The sequence below is a fragment of the Marinobacter excellens LAMA 842 genome, assembly GCF_001574445.1.
GTDB classification, from domain to species: domain Bacteria; phylum Pseudomonadota; class Gammaproteobacteria; order Pseudomonadales; family Oleiphilaceae; genus Marinobacter; species Marinobacter shengliensis.
The window spans coordinates 72,838-93,667 of the sequence record NZ_LOCO01000003.1 but is presented as its reverse complement, the minus strand read 5'-3'; the positions used below and the strand labels follow the sequence as shown (position 1 = coordinate 93,667).

The window sequence follows — 20,830 nt, the reverse complement described above, 5'->3', positions numbered from 1 at the left end:
TATTGCCAAGGGATAACGGGTGCCACCGGTGAAAAGATGCACTCCGAAGCGAAAAAAATGTGCGATTTTCAACGAGCGGTCTTGCAACTTTCGCGGCGCCCGCCCCGTAACTGTTCAGGAGCATTGGATGACACGGGGCAGAACATGACGGTTGATGAGTCAGAACAAAAAGAATTGTTGAACCTGTTGTTGGCAGTGGCACAGCATGATCGGGAGGCTTTTCGACAGCTGTACCAGCGAGTCTCGGCTCGCATGTTCGGGCTGTGTTACAAGCTCTCAGGCCAACAGGATCTCGCGGAAGAAGCGTTGCAGGATGCCTTTGTTCAGATCTGGCACAACGCGGGCGAGTATCACGGCGATAGAGGCGCACCCCTGGGCTGGATGTTGACCATTGCCAGATACCGAACTCTTGATCTCATCCGGGCACGCCGACCTCTGAGAAGTGCTGGTGACGACATGCTGAAACATCTGGAAGACGGACGCCGGGGGCCACTGGAGACCCGGCTACAGCAAGCTGGAGCAACAGCGCTGACAGGGTGCCTGGAAGAGTTGAGCGATACCCAGCGAGACACCATTTTGCTGTCCTACTACCGGGGCCTGACCCACGATGAGCTGGCTCAGGCCATGAGTTCGCCTGTCGGCACTGTGAAGAGCTGGATAAGACGCGGCCTGATGGCGCTGAAGAGGTGCCTGGAACGATGAAAAAAACGCCGGAACGTGTTGAAAGTCTCGCCGCAGAGTATGTGTTGGGTTCGCTAACCGGGCGGGCGAGGCAGCGCTTTGAGCGCTGGATGATGCAATCGGTGCAGGTTCGGCAGGAGGTCTGGTTCTGGGAAGAGCGGCTTGGCCAACTGACCCGGGCGGTGCCTTCGGTCAGTCCAGCTGCTTCGGTTTGGGCGAACATAGAACGGCGGCTTTGGCCCACTGCCGGCGAAACTCCCCAGGCACGCCCGCGCATGCGTTGGCTCTGGCCGAGCTGGAGCTTGCTGGCAAGCGCGGCTGCCTTGGTTCTGGCAGTGATTGTGGTTTCTCCTCACCAGACGGGCACAGGCCGTGATGTCCAGTTAACCGGCGCAGTGGTACAGGCTGACGTGAGCGATCCGCTATGGCTGGTCAGCGAAGCGGGAAGTAACCGATTGAGGCTGAGACCCGTGGCCGCCGTCGACGCAGAACAGGGCAGGGATTACGAGTTATGGGTAGTGCCGGGTGACGGTAGCCCCTTGTCGTTGGGCGTTATGGCCGTGGGAGGAGTATACGAGGTGACGCTGTCTGAGGATGCCCGCAGGCTGCTGGCCAGCAGCCGCACGCTGGCCATCAGCCTGGAGCCGAGAGGCGGCTCTCCCACGGGCGTACCGACCGGCCCGGTCCTGCATATCACCCGGCTTTACGAGATGTGAAACAGGGTCGAGCCGCCTCTCGGCTGATCAGTGGTTGGTGGTTAGCAGCGTGAGGCACAATTGTGCGTTCTGGATAAAGTGGGCAAAGGCTGCCAGCTGCTGCTCCGACGGCACATAGCCCGCCGCCGCATTATCGGCATAGAACAGGCCCACCAGTCGGCCCTTGGCGGTAAGCGAGCCTACCAGGGCCGGCACCTTGCCCAGCCAGCGGTCATAGGGAACACCGCCCGCCTGTTTGCCGGGTTTGTAGATGGCACAAGTGCCATGGGGTAAAAGCTCTCCCAGTGGCCCGGTGCCATCCTTGTGGATAATCAGGTGTTCTCGCCACTCTTCGGTACCACGGCCGCCTACCTTTTTGGGGATCAGATCTTGACCGGTGCGGTCACTCATCAGCAGGGCTACCCGTTGCATTCCAATGGCCCGGTGAATGCCTTCGATCACCAGCTGGCACACTTCGTTGATATCGGGTTTTTCTGCCAGTGTATGGGTCAGATCCCGAAGGATCTGCAACTGCAGGGCGGGGTCCATAACCGGGGCTTCGGCGCCGTGTCCGGCGGCGCTCTCCTGATTGCCGGGCAGCAACGCCGTGACCTGCGGAATGCCCAGAGACACGGCTACTTTGGTGGCTTCCTGGGCGTTGACCTTCAGTTGGTCCCGGATGGCGGCGGGGCTTTCTCCAACATCTGCCGACAAACGTTCCAGCACCTTGTCCATCTCTGGCCCGCTCCAGCCATGCTCGGACACCGTGGCCATTTCCACGGTGTTGCGCACCAGGCTGCTGGCCATGGAGTTGGCCTTGCCGGGCGCCACCACTTCACGGATAAACGGACCTAAAGACCAGGCTTCCACCAGGCCCCGGGTGATCTCGGTAAAGGTGGTGTGCAGCACGGCCTTCTGTGCCTCCACAGGCGGTTCGTCCAACCGCAGGCGCTCTTCCAGCTCGGTCGCCTGATCGGTTTCGCAGGACCAGAATGCCAGCTCACCGATGTTCATCAGCAAGGCCCCGATAAACACTTCCTCGAGCGCATGTTCGGTGCGTTTGGGCATCAGGCACCGGGCCTGAACGGCTGCGTGAATAGCGCGGGCAAGGCAACGCAACAGGTGTGGCCGGTCGTTGCGTTTGAGCAGAGTGTCGACAATCAGCGATGAAATCGCCATGGATTTCACGGCATCGAAACCGATCAACGTGATGGCACGGCTGACCGTGCTCACTTGGGTGCGGGTCTGGTTGTAGAACACCGTGTTGGAAAGCCGAAGCACCTGGGACGTCAACTGGGCATCATTCAGAATCACATTCGCCAGTTCGTTCACTGTGCTGTTGCGGCTGTCGGTCAGTTCGTTGATCTGCCGGAGGGTGTTGGCCAATACCGGCAGCTCTACCTTGCTGAGGTAGGAAACCCATGCCTGGGTGGAATTCATCCTTGAGGGCGTATTCTCGGACGGTGTAGTCACAGTTACGGCGCGCCTCGGATAGGTGGAGGTTTATTAATGTTCTTTTCAAATAGCAGTTTAGCTGAGGGCAGGCGGGTGTGTCAGGTAGCTTTTTGTGTAAGGGCAACTACACACCGCCTGGATTCGGGTTTGGTCATCGAATAGGCTATAATCGCCGGTTTTCGGCTGCGCGCCCTACGCACTCCAAAGGCAAAGACCAAGGCACTGATCGTGATTGTATTTGACCAGGTACAGAAGTCATACCAGGTGGCCGGCCGGGCGATCCCCGCGCTGCACCCCACCAGTATGACCATTGAAACCGGCGAGGTATTCGGCATCGTCGGCCATTCCGGCGCGGGTAAGTCCACCCTCGTGCGGCTGATCAACCTGCTGGAACCGCCCACCGGCGGCCGCATCCTGATCGACGACGAAGACATTACCCGGTACAACTCTGCGGAGCTGCGAGCCTTCCGCCGCAAAGTGGGCATGATCTTCCAGCACTTCAACCTGCTGTCGTCCAAAACCGTGGCAGACAACATCGCGTTTCCGATGAAGCTGGCGGGCATCTACAGCAAAACCGAGATACGGGAGCGGGTACAGGAACTGCTGGCCCGGGTCAGCCTGACCGACCACGCAGACAAGTATCCTTCGCAGCTGTCCGGTGGTCAGAAACAACGGGTTGGTATCGCCCGTGCCCTGGCCTGCCGCCCCACCATTCTGCTATGCGACGAGGCCACCAGCGCACTGGACCCGCAAACCACCCAGTCGGTGCTGAAACTGCTGAGTGACATTAACAAAGAGCTGGGCCTGACCATTGTCTTGATCACCCACGAAATGGATGTGGTACGCCGGGTGTGCGATCGGGTAGCCGTAATGGACGCTGGTCGCGTCGTGGAAATGGGCCCGGTGAGCGAGGTGTTCCTGCACCCCCAGCATCCCACCACCCGGGATTTTGTGTTCGAAAGCGAAAACATCGACCGCAACGAACTCCAGGAAGACCTGCAGAAAGCCGAAGGCCGCATCCTGCGCCTGACCTTCAAGGGCGAATCCACCTACAAACCCCTGCTGGGCAGCGTGGCAAGGGAATCCGGCGTAGACTTCAGCATCCTCTCCGGCCGGATCGATCACATCAAAGACACCCCCTACGGCCAGCTGACCCTGTCACTGGTGGGCGGTGATCTCGACGTCGCCATGCAGGCGCTGGAAGCCGCCGATGTTCACGTGGAGGTAGTGCGCTGATGGAAGCTTTAATGGAAACCCTCATGGGCAACGTCGACTGGCTGGAAATCGGCTGGGCCAGCTGGGACACCCTGGTGATGGTGGGCATGTCCCTGCTGTTCAGCGTACTGATCGGCCTGCCCATTGGCGTATTATTGTTCCTGTTCGGCAAACGCCAGCTCCTGGAACAACCGGTGGCCTACGCGGTGTTGTCGTTCGTGGTCAACGTACTGCGTTCCGTGCCTTTCATCATCCTGCTGATCGTGATGATCCCGTTCACCGTACTGCTCATTGGCACGTCACTGGGCGTGGCCGGCGCCATCCCGCCACTGGTGGCTGGCGGTGCCCCCTTCTTCGCCCGCCTGGTGGAAACCTCCCTGCGGGAAGTCGACCGCGGCATCATCGAAGCCACTCAGGCCATGGGTGCTAACGTGCGCCAGATCATCTTCGGCGCCTTGCTGCCGGAAGCGCTTCCGGGCATCATCGCCGGTATTACCGTGACGGCCATCACCCTGGTCTCCTACGCGGCCATGTCTGGCGTCATCGGTGGCGGCGGCCTGGGCGACCTGGCCATCCGCTTCGGTTACCAGCGTTTCCAGACCGACGTGATGGTGATTACTGTCGCCTTGCTGGTGATTTTCGTACAAGTACTCCAGATGGTCGGCGATCGTCTGGTGCTGTATTTCAGCAGAAAGTAAGACTGTGATTGAGCCGGGCAGGCAATTCCAAAGTCCGGTATAGGCAGGCCGCTGGGAGGCTCCTTCCGAAAACCTGGAGCGCCAGGGATGGCGCGACGGAGCCCTACATGGACGTATTCACGGGCGTTTTTCGGAAGGAGCCTCCCAGCAGCGTGCCGTAAACCAAAGTTAAACACGATGCTCCACAGGAGAACGCAATAATGAATCTGAAGAAAACTCTGGTAGCCATCGCTGCCGTAGCAACTTTCTCCTCTGCTGCTGTTGCAGAGAAACTATCCGTAGCCGCCACACCGGTGCCCCATGCTGAGTTGCTGGAATTTGTGAAGCCGGCGCTGGCCGAACAAGGCGTTGAGCTGGATGTGAAAGTCTTCACCGACTACGTACAGCCCAACATCCAGGTTGACCAGAAGCGCATGGACGCCAACTTCTTCCAGCACCAGCCGTACCTCGACGAATTCAACAGCGGCCGTGGCACCAACCTGGTCACCGTTGCCGGAATTCACGTTGAGCCGTTCGGCGCCTACTCCAGCAAAATCAGCTCGCTGGACGAACTGAAAGATCGTGCCGTGGTGGCCATCCCCAACGACCCCACCAACGGCGGCCGCGCCCTGTTGCTGCTTCAGGAAGCTGGCCTGATCACCCTGAAAGACGAAAGCAAGATCACCGCCACACCCCGTGACATTGCCGACAACCCCAAGCGCCTGAACTTCCGCGAACTGGAAGCCGCTACCCTGCCGCGTATCCTGAACCAGGTCGATATGGCCCTGATCAACACCAACTACGCCCTGGAAGCCGGCCTGAACCCGTCTGAAGATGCCATGGTGATTGAAGGTGCCGAGTCCCCTTACGTGAACATCCTGGTTGCCCGCCCGGACAACAAGGACAGCGACGCCATGCAGAAACTGGCCAATGCGCTGAAATCAGACGCCGTTCGCGAGTTCATCAAAGAAAAATACGAAGGTGCAGTAGTACCGGCATTCTGACATCCGGGTACCCGATAATGAAAAAGCCGGGCAGTTCGTACTGCCCGGCTTTTTACTGGCACAAAACTTACTGTAAGGCGAGGATCAGTCACCGCTCCAGTTAGAGGACGGGTCTGGAGTCATCCGCAGGTAGGATTTCACTGCCTTGTAGCCCTTCGGGAAGCGCTGTTTGATCTCGTCTTCATCCTGCAGTGACGGCACAATCACCACATCGCCGCCTTTTTCCCAGTTACCTGGCGTAGCCACTTTATGGTCATCGGTCAGTTGCAGGGAGTCGATAACCCGCAGCACCTCGTTGAAGTTACGACCGGTGGATGCCGGGTAGGTAATGATCAGGCGCACCTTCTTGTTCGGATCAATGATAAACAGCGAACGCACGGTCAGGGTGCTGTCGGCGTTCGGGTGGATCATGTCGTACAGCTTGGCGACCTTGCTGTCGTGGTCGGCAATGATCGGGAAGTTGACGGTGCAGCCCTGGGTTTCGTTGATATCCTTGATCCAGTCCTTGTGGGAGTCAACCGGGTCGACACTCAGGGCAATGGCCTTGACGCCACGTTTGGCGAATTCGTCTTTCAGTTTGGCGGTCAGGCCGAGTTCCGTGGTGCATACCGGTGTGAAGTCGGCAGGGTGTGAGAACAGAACCCCCCAGCTGTCACCAAGCCAGTCATAGAAGCGAATGGTGCCTTCGCTGGAATCCTGTTCAAAATCCGGTGCAGTGTCTCCAAGACGCAAACTCATAGTCGTTCTCCTCAGACAGGTTGTTGGCAAACACGGTGTTATTTTCTGTGTACGTTAGACACTGTGGCGATGGATGCCCTGAATGCAAGGGGGGCTTGATCCAGAGCATCCAACGGTTTGCTCACATCCTTATGAGCACCAGACTTAGATGCCGACTATTTCACACCCAATGCCTTCTGCTTCTCAAAGTGCTCCCGGGTGAGTTTGAACACCACCGGGCTGAGTAACAGCAGGGCGATCAGGTTGGGCAGCGCCATCATCGCGTTGAGGGTGTCGGCCACCAGCCAGATAAAGCCCAGGTTGATGGTGGCACCCACGGGGATGGCGACAATCCACAACACCCGATAAGGCACGATGGCCTTCACACCGAACAGGAACTCGATGCAGCGTTCACCATAGAATGACCACCCAATGATGGTGGTGAAGGCGAAAATCGCCAGGGCAATCGCTACCACGTAGTTGCCGAAGCCGGGGAGGCCTGTTTCAAAGGCCAGGGAGGTGAGGGCCGCACCCGTCTCGCCGGAGGTCCAGGCGCCGGAGGTAATAATCACCAGGCCGGTGATGCTGCACACAATGATGGTATCGATGAAGGTGCCCAGCATGGCGACCATGCCCTGCTTGACCGGGTTCTTGGTCTGGGCGGCGGCATGGGCGATGGGCGCAGAACCCAGGCCCGCTTCGTTGGAGAAGATACCGCGTGCGACACCAAAGCGGATAGCCGCCCAGACAGCGGCACCGGCAAAGCCCCCCTCGGCTGCGGCCGGGCTGAAGGCATAGCTGAACACCATGCTGACGGCTGCGGGAATTTCACTGGCATTGATGGCCAGAACAATCAGGCCAACCAGCACGTAAGACACCGCCATAAATGGCACCAGGGCACTGGCCACCTGGCCAATACGCTTGATGCCGCCAATCAGCACCAGGCCCACCATAATCATCAGCAGAACGCCGGTGATCCAGTGGGGCAGGCCGAAGTTGGCAGACAACACATCCGCCACCGAGTTGGCTTGTACCGTATTGCCGATACCGAAAGCGGCAATGGAGGCGAAGATCGCGAACAACACCCCAAGCCAGGCCCATTTCTTGCCCAGGCCATTGCGGATGTAATACATGGGGCCGCCCACATGGGCACCACGCTCATCCACTTCCCGGTAGCGCACGGCCAGCACGGCCTCGCCGTACTTGGTGGCCATGCCCACCAGGGCGGTCAGCCACATCCAGAACAGGGCGCCCGGGCCGCCCAGGAACACGGCGGTGGCAACCCCCGCAATGTTACCGGTGCCGACGGTGGCTGACAGGGCGGTCATCAGGGCCTGGAATGGCGGAATATCACCATCGTCCTCGTCACCGCGGGCACGGCCGCTCCACATCAGCCGGAAACCGGCACCCAATTTCAGGATCGGCATCAGTTTCAGACCAATACTGAGAAACAGCCCTACCCCGAGGATCATCACCAGCATGGGGGGTCCCCAGACCAGGCTATTGATTTGACTTACAAATTCAGAAATGGGTTCCATGGGTTCTCCCACTGTTTACCACGGCTAGGTCATATGATTAGAGCCCCAGAGGGCATAACCTGTTGAGTTTAGTCGACTATTTTGTGGTGTAAACCGTTTTGCTCCTGAGAGTTGTCCATTTTGCCGAGCATTGCCTATGTTTAGAGTAACTGCGGTGCCAGTTTCGGCGCCTTAAATAAAACCGAAAAGGGGCTGCCTATGCGCTCACTGAAAATCTCGGAAGTCATGTGGAATCACATTGAGCCTATCCGTTGCGGCACACCGCTGACCAAGGTTGTTAAAGCGTTACTGGATAACCACGTTACCGGTTTGCCAGTGGTGGATGAAAAGCGCCAGGTTCTGGGCTTTGTGTCGGAGCAGGACTGCATTCACTCGCTGCTGGTGAGCAATTATCACAGCGAGGGCGAGCCCATTGTGGACGATGTGATGTTCCATAAACCGCTGACGGTGTCGCCAGAGATGTCAGTGATCGATCTGGCGCAGAATCTGGGGGCCGGAAAGCCGAAAGTGTACCCGGTGGTTGATCATGGCAAACTGGTGGGGATTGTCACCCGTACAGCTATTCTGTCCCAGTTGGCCAAATCCGGTAATACTATCGAAAAACAGCGTTTCGCCAACGTCGAGGACTGACTTCTCCACCTACAATCGCCAGGAGAGCTATGGAACTTTTAGCCACCAACGTTTGCTTTGACGGCGAGCACCGCCGCTACCGCCACTCATCTGCCACGCTCCAGTGCGACATGGAGTTTGCGGTGTTTCTGCCGCCGTCGGCTCTGGGCGAGGAAGGCAAACCAGCGCCAGTGCTTTACTGGTTGTCCGGGCTGACCTGCACCGACCAGAATTTCATGCAGAAAGCCGGTGCCCAGAAACTGGCCGCCAGGCTGGGCCTGGCGATTGTGTGCCCGGATACCAGCCCCCGGGGCGTGGACCTGCCTGGCGAGCACGACAGTTACGATTTTGGCAGTGGCGCGGGCTTTTACGTGAATGCCACAGAACAGCCCTGGGCACCCCACTACCGCATGTACGATTACGTTGTGAAGGAGCTGCCCCAACTGGTCGAGAATGAGTTGCCGCTTAGCGGTGAGCGGTCGGTCAGCGGCCATTCCATGGGCGGCCACGGAGCTTTGATCTGTGCCCTGAAGAATCCGGGGTATTACAAATCGGTATCGGCGTTCGCGCCCATTGCCAACCCGATGGCGTGCCCCTGGGGGCAGAAAGCCTTCAAGGGTTATCTTGGAGATGACCAGAGCAAGTGGGAAGCGTGGGATGCCACCCGCCTGATTCCGACCGCAAAAGAGCGGCTGCCGCTACTGGTAGACCAGGGTACGGCCGATGAGTTTCTGGAAACCCAGCTGAACCCGGAAACGTTGGCGGATGTCTGTGAGAAGTTTCATCACCACATCAACCTGCGAATGCACCGTGGGTACGACCACAGCTATTTCTTTATTGCCTCGTTCATTGACGACCACCTGAATCATCATGCCAGGGCATTGGGTTTGGCATGAGCCCGCCACGCTCCGCGGGTTTCAGTTGCGAAAGCCCCAGAGCAGGCTGAAATCCATGGAGGGCATCTCTTCTGGCTCTTCGGCGCCCTGGATGTTGTATTCGGGAACGCTGGTGTCGCGCTCAAACGTGCCGCTGTAGCGGTTGCCCCGGGGCCCGAAAATAGCTTTGACAAACGGTCCCCTGGCCCTGACGGCGCGGCCGGTCACCACACCGACTTCGTTATTGTCGAGCCGCACCAGCATGCCAGGCGGGTATTCGCCGAGTACTTGCAACAGTGACCGTGGAATGGCCGGGCGGACCTTGCCGTCACCGAGAGTGGCTATCAGTTTGCGGGCAGCGGTGATGGTCATCCTGTTGCGGTAGGCTCGTTTGGTGATCATGGCCACGTAGCGTTCTGACAGAGCCAGAATTTCCGCCTCTGGCAGAATATCAGTGCCACTTAATCCTTCCGGATAGCCGGAGCCATCGGCCTGCTCGTGGTGCTGGGCGATGATTTTCAGCAACAGTTTATTGGTAATGCCGGCGGAGGTCAGTGCCTGGATGCTGCGGTGCGGGTGTTTGCGGATAACCGCCCGCTGGTCGTCGGTGAGCACACGGGTGGAAGCATTTAGCTGGTCGGCCACCGGCACAAGTGCCAGGTTGGCGGTCAGGGCCGCGGCGGTCAGCACACTGGTACGTTTTTCATCAAGCCCAAACGCCCTGGCCGTGAAGTGGCACAAAATGCCGTAGAAAAGAATCTGTTCGTGAATGGTGGGGCCGATGGAGTACAGATGCACCAGGGCCAGGCTGGCTTCCGGCGCTTCCTGACAGGTCCGCTCCAGCATTCGCGCCAGCCCCAATAAGCGTTTTTGGGCAGACGGATCTTCACTGGTGATGGCGTTGAGGGTTGCTTCCAGGGTGGCCAGCAGGTCGGCGTAGTCGGCGAAGGGGTTACGCTGCCGTTGATCCTCCTGAATTTTTTCCTTTTTCCGTTCGATTTTCCGGGGCTTGAACCGGCCCCGCTCAAACAATTGCTCCAGCTGAGTATTGGTCTGGATAACATAGCCCTGACGCAGCAAGACGTTTCCATCGGCGTCGAAAACATCCCAGGGTAATGGACGGCCGATGGTCAATGCCCCAGGGGCGATGCGTATGAGTGAATCCAATTTGAATATCCCAAGGTGTCGTAGAGCGATTCTTGTTCTTCGGAATACTTCTTTCAATATTCTGACGTCAAAACCGGCATAGGCTTGTGTATTTAGAATACTAACCGACACACTTTTGTGATGCATGTCACATTGTGTCGTGTTCAGAGATAGAATTGTTAAGAATCGTAGCCCGGTAGCGCCCCCTTACATAGCTTACGCTAAGCTTGTGCACTAACTAAGACCATAGTCGGACCCGATCTGAATGTTTCATCGGCTAAAAAACGATTTCCGATTATCGATCATCACATTGCTTGGCATCAGTGCCATCGTTGGCATCACGCCGTTCGTGATCCTGCGATTTGTCGAGGGTAATCCGCTCGCCGGTTTTGTTGATCTCGGGATTCTGTCTGGCATCGTTGGCAGCCTCGCTTATGCCTGGGTCACCGGCGACACATACCGCAGCGGCATGTTCCTGGCGATTATTATCTGCGCGGGCGCGGTCACCGTTGGTGCGGTTATGGGTGAGGCGGGTTTGTTCTGGATATTCCCTTGCCTGGTAACAACCTTCTTTCTTGTATCCAGCCGACTTGCGGCCATTCTGAACCTGCTATCCGTTCTGGCGCTGATGTCGATTGAAACGGCTTTCAGCTCAACGGTTCAAATGTGGACGTTTGCGACCACGGCGACGGTGGTCAGCGCCTGTGCCTATGTCTTTGCCTATCGTAACCAGGATCAGCGGGAACGCTTGGAGCACCTGGCCACCATCGACCCACTGACCGGTGTCAAGAACCGCCGCTCCATGGATGAGGAACTGGATGCGGCTGCTGCCAATGCTGAGCGATCCGGGCTACCCTATGCCCTGGTGATGCTGGATATCGACCACTTCAAGAAAATCAACGATGTGTATGGTCATGGCGTCGGTGATAATGTGCTGACGGACTTGGTGGCGCTGGTTGAACGCAACACACGAAAGTCTGATCAGCTGTTCCGTTATGGCGGTGAGGAGTTCGTGTTATTGCTGCCCGGTGTGGATGGGTCCAGCCTGCAGGCGGTTATGAACAACCTGCAACAGGTGTTGCGCAGGCATCTCAAGTACCCCGGTGGCCCGGTTACTTCGTCATTTGGTGTCGCCTTGCTGGGCCACGGCGAGAGCGTGGAGAGCTGGTTGGCGAGGGCTGATGAAGCGCTGTATCAGGCCAAGGAGACCGGGCGGGATCGGATTGTATTTGCAGATAAGAACACTCAGTTGGTGGCCGAACCGGCTTGAACTGAAGTCCGGCTGTCGGGTTCGCCGTGATGGTGGTTTCCGGGCCGGTAGCGAAACAATCGCCAACCCAGCAAAACACTGGCGGAGGTCAGCCCCGCCGTCAGCCCCACCCAGAACCCCGCCGCTCCCAACGCCGGCCAAAGCAGGTCTGTAAAGGTCAGAATGTAGCCCAGTGGCAGGCCAACCCCCCAGAACGAAAACAGCATAATGAACATGGGAATGCGGGTGTCTTTATAGCCCCTGAGCGCACTGATGCAGGTTACCTGAATCACATCAGCAACCTGGAACATGGCGGCAAACGCCAGCAGGCGAATGGTGACATCCCGCACGGCCTGGTCGCCGGTGTAGAGTGCGGCGATCTGTGCGGAGAACACAAACAGCAACGTGGCAAAGATCAGGGCAACCGCCGAGGCCAGGATCAGTGAGCTACGGGAAATCAGCCGGGCGGTATCCGGCGCCCGGGCACCCACCAGAAAACTCACCCGCAGCGTCAGTGCCATGCCTATGCTCAGCGGTAGCATGAACAACAACGACACCACGTTCAGCGCAATCTGATGTCCGGCCACAATCACCGGCCCCAGGGGTGCCAGGAACAGGGCAATGACTGAAAACATGCTGGCTTCAACAAAAATGGTGAAGCCAATGGGCACACCGATACCCAGAATGTAGCGAACTCCCCGCCAGTTGGGCTTCACCCAGTCGGCCAGCAGGTGAAACTGGCGGAAGGTACGGCTCCGGTTCAGGTAGATCAGTAAGGCAATGGCGGCCGTCCCGTTGGACAGCGATGTCGCCCAGCCGCAGCCCACACCGCCCATGGCGGGCAGGCCGAGCTTGCCGTAAATGAAGATGTAGTTCAGCGGCAGGTTGATCAGCGTGCTGAGTACAGAGAAAGCCATGATTACCCTGGTGTGGCCGAGGCCGTCAGTGAGTCCCCGCAGAGCGTTCATAAGAAGCAGGGCTGGAATGCCCCAGGCGAAGGCGTTCAGGTATCCCTGGGTGATGCCGGCAGTCTCTGTATCCATCTTCAGCATCGCCAGTACCGGGTGTACGTTGGTCAGCAACAACGCCATGATCACCGTGCCGCCGGCTGCGATGTAAATGCCCTGCCAGGTGGCCGGCATGATCTTCGAGTGCTGCCGGGCACCGTTGTAGCCGGAAATGATCGGTTGCAGCGCCCCCAGCATGCCCATGAAAAACAGAAACAGTGGCATCCACAGGCTGCTGCCAATGCCTACCGCGGCCAAATCCCGAGCGCTGGCGTGGCCCGCCATAACGGTATCAATAACCCCATTGGCCATCTGTGCCACCTGGGCAATCAGGATCGGCCCGCCCAGAATGGCCAGGGTTCTCCATTCCGCCAGCGTGCGGCGAACAAGGGGCTGTCGGGCTTCGGGTAACGGTTGGTGGTTTTCGTCCATGGTGCTGGTTTCGATGTTGGTTCGTCAGGGTTGTACCTGTCAGAGGCGGACATGGTACCCGATTGGCGGTCGGGCAGCTTATAGGGGTTTGCACCGCCTTCCGTACTGGATAATGCCGGCAAAAACGGTACAGTAGCGGTCCGGTTTATCTCAGGTGCGGTGGTATGGTTCTTCTGGTTCTGGTAACGGCGCTGTGGGCGTTTTCGTTCAGCTTGATCGGCGAGTTCCTGGCTGGCCGGGTAGACAGCGATTTTGCCGTGCTTACCCGTGTGCTGCTGGCGGCCCTGGTGTTTCTGCCCTTCACCCGCTGGCGTGGTGTGCCCGGGGGCATGAAGCTTGGTATTCTGATTACCGGCATGCTGCAGTTCGGTATTACCTACCTTTGCCTGTACCGCTCGTTCAGTTACCTCACGGTGCCTGAAGTGTTGCTGTTCACCATCTTCACCCCTTTGTACGTTACGCTGATTGACGATGCCCTGTTTCGCCGGTTCTCCCCGGTGGCCTTGCTGGCGGCAGCCATCGCTACTCTGGGCGCCGGCATTATCCGCTACGATGGCCTGAGTGAAGATTTCATTACCGGCTTCTTGTTACTGCAAGTGGCTAATTTTACCTTTGCCGCCGGCCAAGTGGGCTACAAACACGTGATGCGCCACTACGCCCTGGCTTTGCCGGGCTACCGTACCTTCGGCTACTTCTTTTTCGGGGCGCTGGTGATCGCCTTGCCGTCGTTCCTGATATTCGGTGATGCTGACAAGCTGCCCACAACCAGTCTTCAGTGGGGCATTCTCGGTTGGCTGGGGCTCGCGGCCTCGGGGCTTGGGCTATACCTGTGGAATCGCGGTGCCTGTGAGGTAGATGCTGGCACCCTGGCTATTATGAACAATGCCCTGGTGCCTGCCGGGTTGCTGGTGAACCTGCCGATCTGGAACCGGGATGCGGACCTCATGCGCCTTATGCTTGGCGGCGCGGTGATCGCGTTTTCACTGTGGGTGAATGCCCGTTTTCATCCCCGGGCAAGGGTCCTGGCCGGGCCCTGACAAGCCTTGTCTTCAAGATATCGGGTTGTGTGCCGTTACATTAATGTGACGTAGCGTAACTCATTAGATATTTCCTTGATATTCATCCAGACTTACGCTTGCGCCCTGAAATAATTTCCCCGGTTTAACGGACATCGACCCCCTATGCGCAAGAATCTACCTGTCACCCAGCGCGAAATTACCGTACCGGAAGGTATGCGCCTGATCAGTACCACCTCCCTCAAGGGCGTGATCACCTATTGCAACGACGATTTTGAAACCATCAGTGGTTACACCCGGGACGAACTGATTGGCCAGGCCCACAATCTGATTCGCCACCCGGACATGCCGCCGGCGGTGTTCGCCGACATGTGGGAGTATCTGAAAGCGGGCAAGGCCTGGATGGGTGTGGTCAAGAACCGGGCAAAGAACGGAGATCATTACTGGGTCAGTGCCTATGCCACTCCTATCTGGGACAACGGCCAGATGGTGGGCTATGAGTCCGTGCGCGTGGCTGTCACTCGGGACCAGATTGCGCGGGCTGAAAAGCTCTATTCTGGTATCTCCGCAGGCAAGTTGTCGTCATCGTTCAGTAACCGGGCCATGTCGATGGGCCGATCCGGCTGGCCGTTTTTGTTATCCCTGGTAATCACCTTGGGTGCCATGCAACTCGAGCCGCTCTGGCTGGCAGCGCTGGTCGTGTTGGTGGGTCATGGTCTGGCTTTCAGTCTGGTGTTCGGGTCTATTTCCAATCGTTTGAAAGGTTTACTCGCGTTGCGCCCCGATGCTTTCCAGGACCCCGTCGTTGCCCGCACATACAGCAGTGAGCGTGGCCTGATGTCGCGGTTGGCCCTGGTGCTGGTCAGTGAGGAAGCACGCATTCGCACAGCGCTGGCGCGAATTGACGATCAGGCTGAGCATTTACTGCAGCAGGCCCGGGCGTCCCATGGCTTCATTACCGAGGGGGCCACGGCGATTGCCCGGCAGCGGGCGGAGACGGACCAGACCGCCTCGGCGATCAATGAAATGACCGCGTCCATTCAGGAAGTCGCGGAAGCCGTTACCCACAACGCCAAAGAAGCAGAGCAGGCCAACCGGCTGGCCCACGAGGGCAGCCAGCGCAGTGGTGAGGCCACTGCCGCGATTGAGCAGCTGGTGCAGCAGGTGAATGGCATTGGCGAATCGGTGAGTCGCCTGGGTGAATCCACCCGCACCATTGGTGAAGCGGCCGACCTGATCTCGGACATTGCCGAGCAGACCAACCTGCTGGCCCTGAATGCGGCCATTGAAGCAGCCCGCGCCGGCGAGCAAGGCAGAGGCTTTGCGGTGGTGGCCGATGAAGTGCGGTCCCTGGCCCAGAGAACCCGGCAGTCCACCGTCAAGATCCATGAGGTGATTGAGCAGTTTCGGGCCCAGGTGGATGAAACCATTCAGGCCGTACGTTCTGGTGAGGAAATCGCCAGCCAGGGTCTGGCCCGGGTGCAGGGCGCGGCAGAATCCCTGCAAACCATTGTGGGTTCGGTGGATTCGATTTCCGACAGTTTCATTACCATGTCGGCCGCGTTCGAGGAGCAAAGCCAGGTATCGGACGAGATCAACCGGCAAATCGTGAACATCGCCGGTCTTGCCGACCAGAGCGACGAGCAGGCGGAAGCCGCTAAAGACAGTAGCGACCAACTCAGTGGCATGGCCCGTGGCCTGAAGGATCTGATCGCCCGGTTTGTCAGTAAATCTGGCTAGTTAGCGCTGGCCGGTTGGATCTGTGTGGTCGACAGAAACCACTGAACAACATTTCAGCACTGGCATCACCGCGCCAGTGCTGGCAGAATCCCGCACCAATGGCCTGAACCATTGGTTTGGCGCCCTCACAATTCGTAGTTTCCTATAGCCAAAAGCACAGGAAGAAAATTCATGTCACAGTCCAACTCCGCATCAGACAGCGGTATCGGGGCTCGCGGACTCTGGTCGTCCAAGTTCGCGTTTATTCTGGCAGCAACCGGTTCTGCTGTTGGTCTCGGTAACGTCTGGAAGTTCCCTTATGTCACTGGTGAGAACGGCGGCGGTGCCTTCGTTCTGGTTTACCTGCTCTGTATCTTCATCATCGGTATTCCCATCATGATGGCCGAGGTGTTTATCGGCCGGAATGGTCGCCACAACCCGATCACCAGTTTCCGCCTGGTGGCTGAGCGCAACCTGGCATCGTCCGGCTGGCGAATTTCCGCCATCATCGGCATGCTGGCGGCCTTCATCATTCTGTCGTTCTACTCGGTGATCGGTGGCTGGGCTGCGTCCTATGTTGGCCACGCCGCCATGGGTGATTTCACCGGTGGTACCGCCGAATCCGTGGGTGAAATGTTCGGCGGCCTGCTGGCCAGCCCGGCCAAGCTCCTGCTCTGGCACACGGTGTTCATGGCTCTGGTCGTGCTGGTTGTCGCCCGCGGCCTGAAAGGCGGCCTGGAGCGTGCGGTTACCATTCTGATGCCGGCCCTGTTTATCCTGCTGTTGATGGTGGTGGGTTATGCCACCACCACCGGCCACTTCGGGGAAGCGGTTTCCTTCCTGTTTAATCCGGATTTCAGTGCCCTGACGGTTAACGGTGTGCTGGTGGCCCTGGGTCATGCGTTCTTCACCTTGAGCCTCGGTATGGCTATCATGATGGCTTACGGCTCTTACCTGAGCCGCGATGTCTCTATCGGCCGCACGGCAGTCACCGTGGCCATCATGGATACCGTCGTGGCCCTGCTGGCTGGCCTGGCTATTTTCCCGGTGGTATTCGCCAACGGCCTTGAAGCCGGTGCCGGCCCCGGCCTGATTTTCCAGACCTTGCCACTGGCGTTCGGCAACATGCCCATGGGTACCCTGTTTGGCACCCTGTTCTTCGTCCTGCTGCTGTTCGCCGCCTGGACATCCGGCATCTCACTGCTAGAGCCAGTGGTAGAGTGGATTGAGGAGAAAACCAGCTTTGCCCGTGTGGGCAGTGCCGTGATTGCCGGTGGTGCCTGCTGGTTGCTGGGTATCGCGTCAATCCTGTCACTGAACGTATGGGCCGATGTGGCACCGCTGGGTATGTTCGCTGCATTCGAAGGCAAGACCATCTTCGATCTGTTGGACTACTTCACCGCCAACATCATGCTGCCGCTCTCCGGCCTGCTGACCGCCATCTTCGTGGGTTGGTTCGTGGCCAAGGAATCCCTGAAGAGCGACCTGGCTCTGCAGGAAAGCACCTTTGGCTTGTGGTACAACCTGATCCGGTTTGTGACGCCGATTGCTGTAGCAATCGTGTTTGTCTACAACCTGCTGGCGTAATCAGCCCGGCTGATAGCCCGCCAAAAAGAAAACCCGGCGCTGGAGACAGTCGCCGGGTTTTTTATGGCCTTGAATAACTGCGGGAGGCGCAATCGCCAGGGGTTACACCCTGAACTGTGCCACCTGGGTGCTGAGTCCTTCCGCCAATCTGGCCAGCTCTTCACTGGCGGCCGATACCTGCTCGGTCGATGTGGCGCTCTGCTCGCCAACATCACGAATCAGGGTGACGTTCTGGTTGATGTCCTCGGCAACAGACGTCTGTTGTTCTGCCGCAGTGGCGATCTGGCTGTTGTACTGTCGGATCTCCTCCACTGCTTCAGCCATTTCCTGAATGGTGGCACCGGCGGTCTGCGCGCGCTCAAGGGTCTGTTCGGCCAGTTTGGAGCCTTTCTCCATGGTGGTGACTGAGGTTTCGGCGCTGCTCACCAGATTGCTGATCAGGGTTTCGATCTCGGTGGCGGAACTCTGGGTGCGTTGGGCCAGTGAGCGGACTTCATCGGCCACCACGGCAAACCCGCGACCCTGCTCGCCTGCGCGAGCAGCCTCAATGGCCGCGTTCAGGGCCAGCAGGTTGGTCTGCTCGGCGACGGATTTGATGACGTCCAGAACGGTGCCAATGTTCTGGGTGTCGCTTTGCAGATCGCGAAGCTGCTTCATCACTGTGCCGATCTGGCGGTTCAGATCAGTCACAAACGTCAGGGTCTCGTTGACGGCGGCTTCGCCATCGCCGGATTTCTGGCTTGCCAGCTGTGCTGCTGCAAAAGCCGCTTCGGCGCTCTTGGCAACGTCACTGACGGTGGCGACCATTTCATTCATGGCCGTGGCCACTTGATCGGTCTGGTCCCGCTGCTCTGCCACACCTTGGCGAGTTTGGTCGGTTACTGCGGAAAGCTCTTCGGAGGACGACGCAATGTTAGAGGCGCCCGTGTCTATCTGCTGAATCAGTTCCCGAAGTCGGGTCACCATGGTGCCGAAGGCGGCCAGCAAGCTGCCGAATTCATCACCGCGGTCGCTATTGACCATTACGGTAAGATCTCCGGAGGCAACCTTGTTAGCAACGTTGACCGTTTCCCGAATTGGGCGGGTAATGGCTTGAATCATATACCATGCGATCAGTATCGAGATGGCAACTCCCAGCAGCGCGATGACACTGAGCTGGGTAACTGCAACGCTGAAGTCTTCATCCATGCGCTGAACCTGAATATTCTGCAGTTCCCCGGTAATCCCGACCATATCCTGGGCTACTTCCGTCATTTGAGCTTCCAGGCCCTGGACAACGGAGCGCGAGCTATCAAGGTTCTGAGCCAATTCCCCAAGCAGGGATTTGTAACGCTGGATTGATTCAACCACTGAGTCCACCCGGGTATTATCTTCGGCGACTACCAGTGACTCTTTCAGGGGAATTAATGAGCTTGCTGCCCGGTCAGCAAAGCGTTCGGCTTCTCTCCGATGGCCGATTTCCCGAGTCATCTGAAAGTACTTCACAGCAACTCTCGCACGAATAAGGTTCGATTCTGCACTGCTGACCGTTGCTACAATCACAGAGCGGTCATGGTAATCTCCCAGCCTGTCAACGCTAACGTAGACCAAAACGATGGTTATCAGAACCAGTAGGCTAAAGCCGGCGCCGAGTTTTTTACCTACCGAAATGTCGTTCAGCTTGGCGGTAATTGACATTGATGTTTCCTTTTTATCAGTCAAGAGCTAGTTGGGGAGGAGGGTTAATGCTTAACGGCAATAACCCCCAAACCTTTAGATAAAGGACCCAAATATGACCTGAATCAATGTCGGTTCAGTAAATTTTGGTTACCAGCCGCTGTCTTCATCCTCGCTCAGGGCCCGCAATTCCTCCATAAACGGTCGAACCGCCCGTTTATCGCTTTCCGGTGCGTTCCTTGCCGTGTCCATGGCGGAAGTAGCGGATTGCATCATCGCCCGCATCTGGGCTTTTTGTTCTTCGGTCATATGAGGGCTGTTTTCGATTTCAGCCAGTGCCTGCTGCATTTCCTGTTGCGCTACGCCCCCTTGCTGGTCCATCTCCAGGGCGAACCAGGCACGGAACACACGGTCCCCGGTCTCGCCCCATTGGTCCACGCTGGAGAAACCATGTTGTTTGACGACTTTTTCAAGTTCGCCGTACATGGCATGGCCTTTCAGATCTTTGAGGCTGGAAGAGAACACGGTGGAGAAATCCATGTTTTCGTCGTCCTGCTCGGCTTCCAGGGCATCTAGAAATTCTTTGTGGTCCTCGGCCAGGGTTTCGGCGGCACCGAGGCTGTCGATGAATGACCGGACGGTTTTTTCTGTCAGGTCGCGAGCTTGAGCCTGGGGGGCGAGTGTGAGGGCAGTCAGGGCGAGTGCAATGATGATTGGCGTAAACAGTTTCTGGCTAATGGATTGGTGTAACGGCATGTCGCGCTCCTTTGCGGGTGTTGATTCCGGGTGTTTGTGGTCTGCTTTTGAACGGGCCGGGGCCCGGCGTTATTGCGTCAGATTAGCCTGCGTTGCACGGTTCTGCCAGCGCAGATGTTGTCAGACTTTCCCGCCTAGCAGGATGCGCACAGCGGTGCAGGCATCTTCCAGCTCTTCATCCCTGGGTTCGCGGCCGCCGATGATATCGCTGTACAGACAGGATTCGGCGATGCGCACCATGAAGTAGGACAGGCTCTGGATGTTCATCGGTGGGCTCAGGTGGCCGGCGCGCACTTCGTCTTTCAGTAAGCGGGTGTTCACTTCCACGGTGCGGGCGTGCAGGGTGGAGTGAGACGAGGTGAGCATTTTCAGGGCGTATTCAGGGTCCTGGTGCAGGAATTTGCGCAGGGGGCTGAAGTGCAGAATGGTCATGTTGATGTGGCGGAATACGCCGACCACGTAATCTACGCCATGGCCGGGGGTTTGGGCCCGGGCTTCTTTGTACAGAGGCTCATAGAGCGACCATAGGATTTCACCAATCAGGAGGTCTCGGTTGCCGACCCAGCGGAACAGGGTAGCTCGGCCGATGTGCAGGTCATCGGCGAGGGAGGCGAGGCTGATTTTCTCCCCTTTTAGCCACATTCTTCTGGCGCGACGGAAGGCGTCCAGGGGGGTGGTTTTGGTGATTTGTTCGGTCACTTTGGGCTCTTTGGTTGGTGTGGGGTCATTCTAGCGGTTGCGGGGCTTTGGGGCTATGGCCCTTTGGCCTTGGTGCTGTTTTCCTCCCTAGCCTGCG

General features: G+C 58.0%; 19 protein-coding genes. 11 read left to right on the top strand and 8 right to left on the bottom strand.

The window, feature by feature from the left end:
• Positions 1–144: 144 nt before the first annotated feature.
• Together J122_RS04020 and J122_RS04015 are read left to right on the top strand one after the other, a co-directional pair.
• Positions 145–702, top strand: coding sequence for a sigma-70 family RNA polymerase sigma factor (locus J122_RS04020; protein ID WP_061331243.1), 558 nt, complete (start codon positions 145–147; stop codon positions 700–702).
• The gene (locus J122_RS04015) at positions 699–1,397 is read left to right on the top strand and encodes an anti-sigma factor domain-containing protein (RefSeq protein WP_061331242.1); all 699 of its coding nucleotides are present in this window, start codon (positions 699–701) and stop codon (positions 1,395–1,397) included. The genes J122_RS04020 and J122_RS04015 overlap by 4 nt, the downstream gene beginning before the upstream one ends.
• 27 nt (positions 1,398–1,424) lie before the next feature.
• Here J122_RS04015 and J122_RS04010 read toward each other — a convergent pair whose 3' ends face one another.
• A complete protein-coding gene (locus J122_RS04010; RefSeq protein ID WP_061331241.1) occupies positions 1,425–2,849 on the bottom strand; it encodes an HDOD domain-containing protein in 1,425 nt (474 codons plus the stop codon).
• A 210-nt stretch (positions 2,850–3,059) separates the two neighbouring features.
• Between J122_RS04010 and J122_RS04005 the strand changes: the two genes are divergently transcribed.
• From J122_RS04005 to J122_RS03995, 3 genes are all read left to right on the top strand, one after another.
• Positions 3,060–4,067 (top strand): methionine ABC transporter ATP-binding protein, encoded by a 1,008-nt coding sequence (locus J122_RS04005; protein ID WP_058092816.1) that lies wholly within the window; start codon positions 3,060–3,062, stop codon positions 4,065–4,067.
• Entirely contained in the window at positions 4,067–4,744 is a 678-nt protein-coding gene (locus J122_RS04000; protein WP_058092815.1) for a methionine ABC transporter permease, read from the top strand. The genes J122_RS04005 and J122_RS04000 overlap by 1 nt, the downstream gene beginning before the upstream one ends.
• 200 nt (positions 4,745–4,944) lie before the next feature.
• Complete coding sequence (locus tag J122_RS03995) at positions 4,945–5,727, top strand: MetQ/NlpA family ABC transporter substrate-binding protein (RefSeq protein WP_058092814.1); 783 nt, start codon at positions 4,945–4,947, stop codon at positions 5,725–5,727.
• A gap of 84 nt (positions 5,728–5,811) precedes the next feature.
• Here J122_RS03995 and J122_RS03990 read toward each other — a convergent pair whose 3' ends face one another.
• Positions 5,812–6,465: a peroxiredoxin gene (locus tag J122_RS03990; RefSeq protein WP_058092813.1), complete on the bottom strand. Its 654-nt coding sequence runs from the start codon at positions 6,463–6,465 to the stop codon at positions 5,812–5,814.
• Between the two features lie 155 nt (positions 6,466–6,620).
• The gene (locus tag J122_RS03985) at positions 6,621–7,982 is read right to left on the bottom strand and encodes an alanine/glycine:cation symporter family protein (RefSeq protein WP_058092812.1); all 1,362 of its coding nucleotides are present in this window, start codon (positions 7,980–7,982) and stop codon (positions 6,621–6,623) included.
• Between the two features lie 198 nt (positions 7,983–8,180).
• Here J122_RS03985 and J122_RS03980 point away from each other — a divergent pair, with 198 nt between their 5' ends.
• Positions 8,181–8,612, top strand: a complete 432-nt coding sequence (locus J122_RS03980; protein WP_061331240.1) for a CBS domain-containing protein — start codon at positions 8,181–8,183, stop codon at positions 8,610–8,612.
• 29 nt (positions 8,613–8,641) lie between these two features.
• Entirely contained in the window at positions 8,642–9,487 is an 846-nt protein-coding gene (gene fghA, locus J122_RS03975; protein ID WP_061331239.1) for an S-formylglutathione hydrolase, read from the top strand.
• 21 nt (positions 9,488–9,508) lie between these two features.
• On the opposite strand, the gene J122_RS03970 is transcribed toward fghA, so the two are convergent.
• The gene (locus J122_RS03970; RefSeq protein ID WP_061331238.1) at positions 9,509–10,633 is read right to left on the bottom strand and encodes an HD-GYP domain-containing protein; all 1,125 of its coding nucleotides are present in this window, start codon (positions 10,631–10,633) and stop codon (positions 9,509–9,511) included.
• A 244-nt stretch (positions 10,634–10,877) separates the two neighbouring features.
• Between J122_RS03970 and J122_RS03965 the strand changes: the two genes are divergently transcribed.
• Positions 10,878–11,882 carry a GGDEF domain-containing protein gene (locus tag J122_RS03965; protein ID WP_061331237.1) on the top strand — a complete coding sequence of 335 codons (1,005 nt, stop codon included), beginning with the start codon at positions 10,878–10,880 and terminating at the stop codon, positions 11,880–11,882.
• Here the strand turns inward: J122_RS03965 and J122_RS03960 are convergent.
• Positions 11,858–13,300, bottom strand: a complete 1,443-nt coding sequence (locus J122_RS03960; RefSeq protein WP_082780510.1) for an MATE family efflux transporter — start codon at positions 13,298–13,300, stop codon at positions 11,858–11,860. The genes J122_RS03965 and J122_RS03960 overlap by 25 nt on opposite strands.
• Positions 13,301–13,464: 164 nt before the next feature.
• Between J122_RS03960 and J122_RS03955 the strand changes: the two genes are divergently transcribed.
• The 3 genes from J122_RS03955 (at position 13,465) to J122_RS03945 (ending at position 17,622) form a co-directional block, all read left to right on the top strand.
• On the top strand, positions 13,465–14,337 hold the full coding sequence (locus J122_RS03955) for a carboxylate/amino acid/amine transporter (RefSeq protein WP_061331236.1): 873 nt from the start codon (positions 13,465–13,467) through the stop codon (positions 14,335–14,337).
• A 144-nt stretch (positions 14,338–14,481) separates the two neighbouring features.
• Positions 14,482–16,056, top strand: coding sequence for a PAS domain-containing methyl-accepting chemotaxis protein (locus J122_RS03950; RefSeq protein WP_061331235.1), 1,575 nt, complete (start codon positions 14,482–14,484; stop codon positions 16,054–16,056).
• A gap of 171 nt (positions 16,057–16,227) precedes the next feature.
• Positions 16,228–17,622: a sodium-dependent transporter gene (locus J122_RS03945; RefSeq protein WP_061331234.1), complete on the top strand. Its 1,395-nt coding sequence runs from the start codon at positions 16,228–16,230 to the stop codon at positions 17,620–17,622.
• A 102-nt stretch (positions 17,623–17,724) separates the two neighbouring features.
• Here J122_RS03945 and J122_RS03940 read toward each other — a convergent pair whose 3' ends face one another.
• The 3 genes from J122_RS03940 to J122_RS03930 form a co-directional block, all read right to left on the bottom strand.
• Positions 17,725–19,299 (bottom strand): methyl-accepting chemotaxis protein, encoded by a 1,575-nt coding sequence (locus tag J122_RS03940; protein WP_061331233.1) that lies wholly within the window; start codon positions 19,297–19,299, stop codon positions 17,725–17,727.
• 129 nt (positions 19,300–19,428) lie between these two features.
• On the bottom strand, positions 19,429–20,034 hold the full coding sequence (locus tag J122_RS03935) for a hypothetical protein (protein WP_061331232.1): 606 nt from the start codon (positions 20,032–20,034) through the stop codon (positions 19,429–19,431).
• 120 nt (positions 20,035–20,154) lie between these two features.
• Complete coding sequence (locus J122_RS03930; protein WP_227510086.1) at positions 20,155–20,733, bottom strand: QsdR family transcriptional regulator; 579 nt, start codon at positions 20,731–20,733, stop codon at positions 20,155–20,157.
• Between the last annotated feature and the right edge of the window lie 97 nt (positions 20,734–20,830).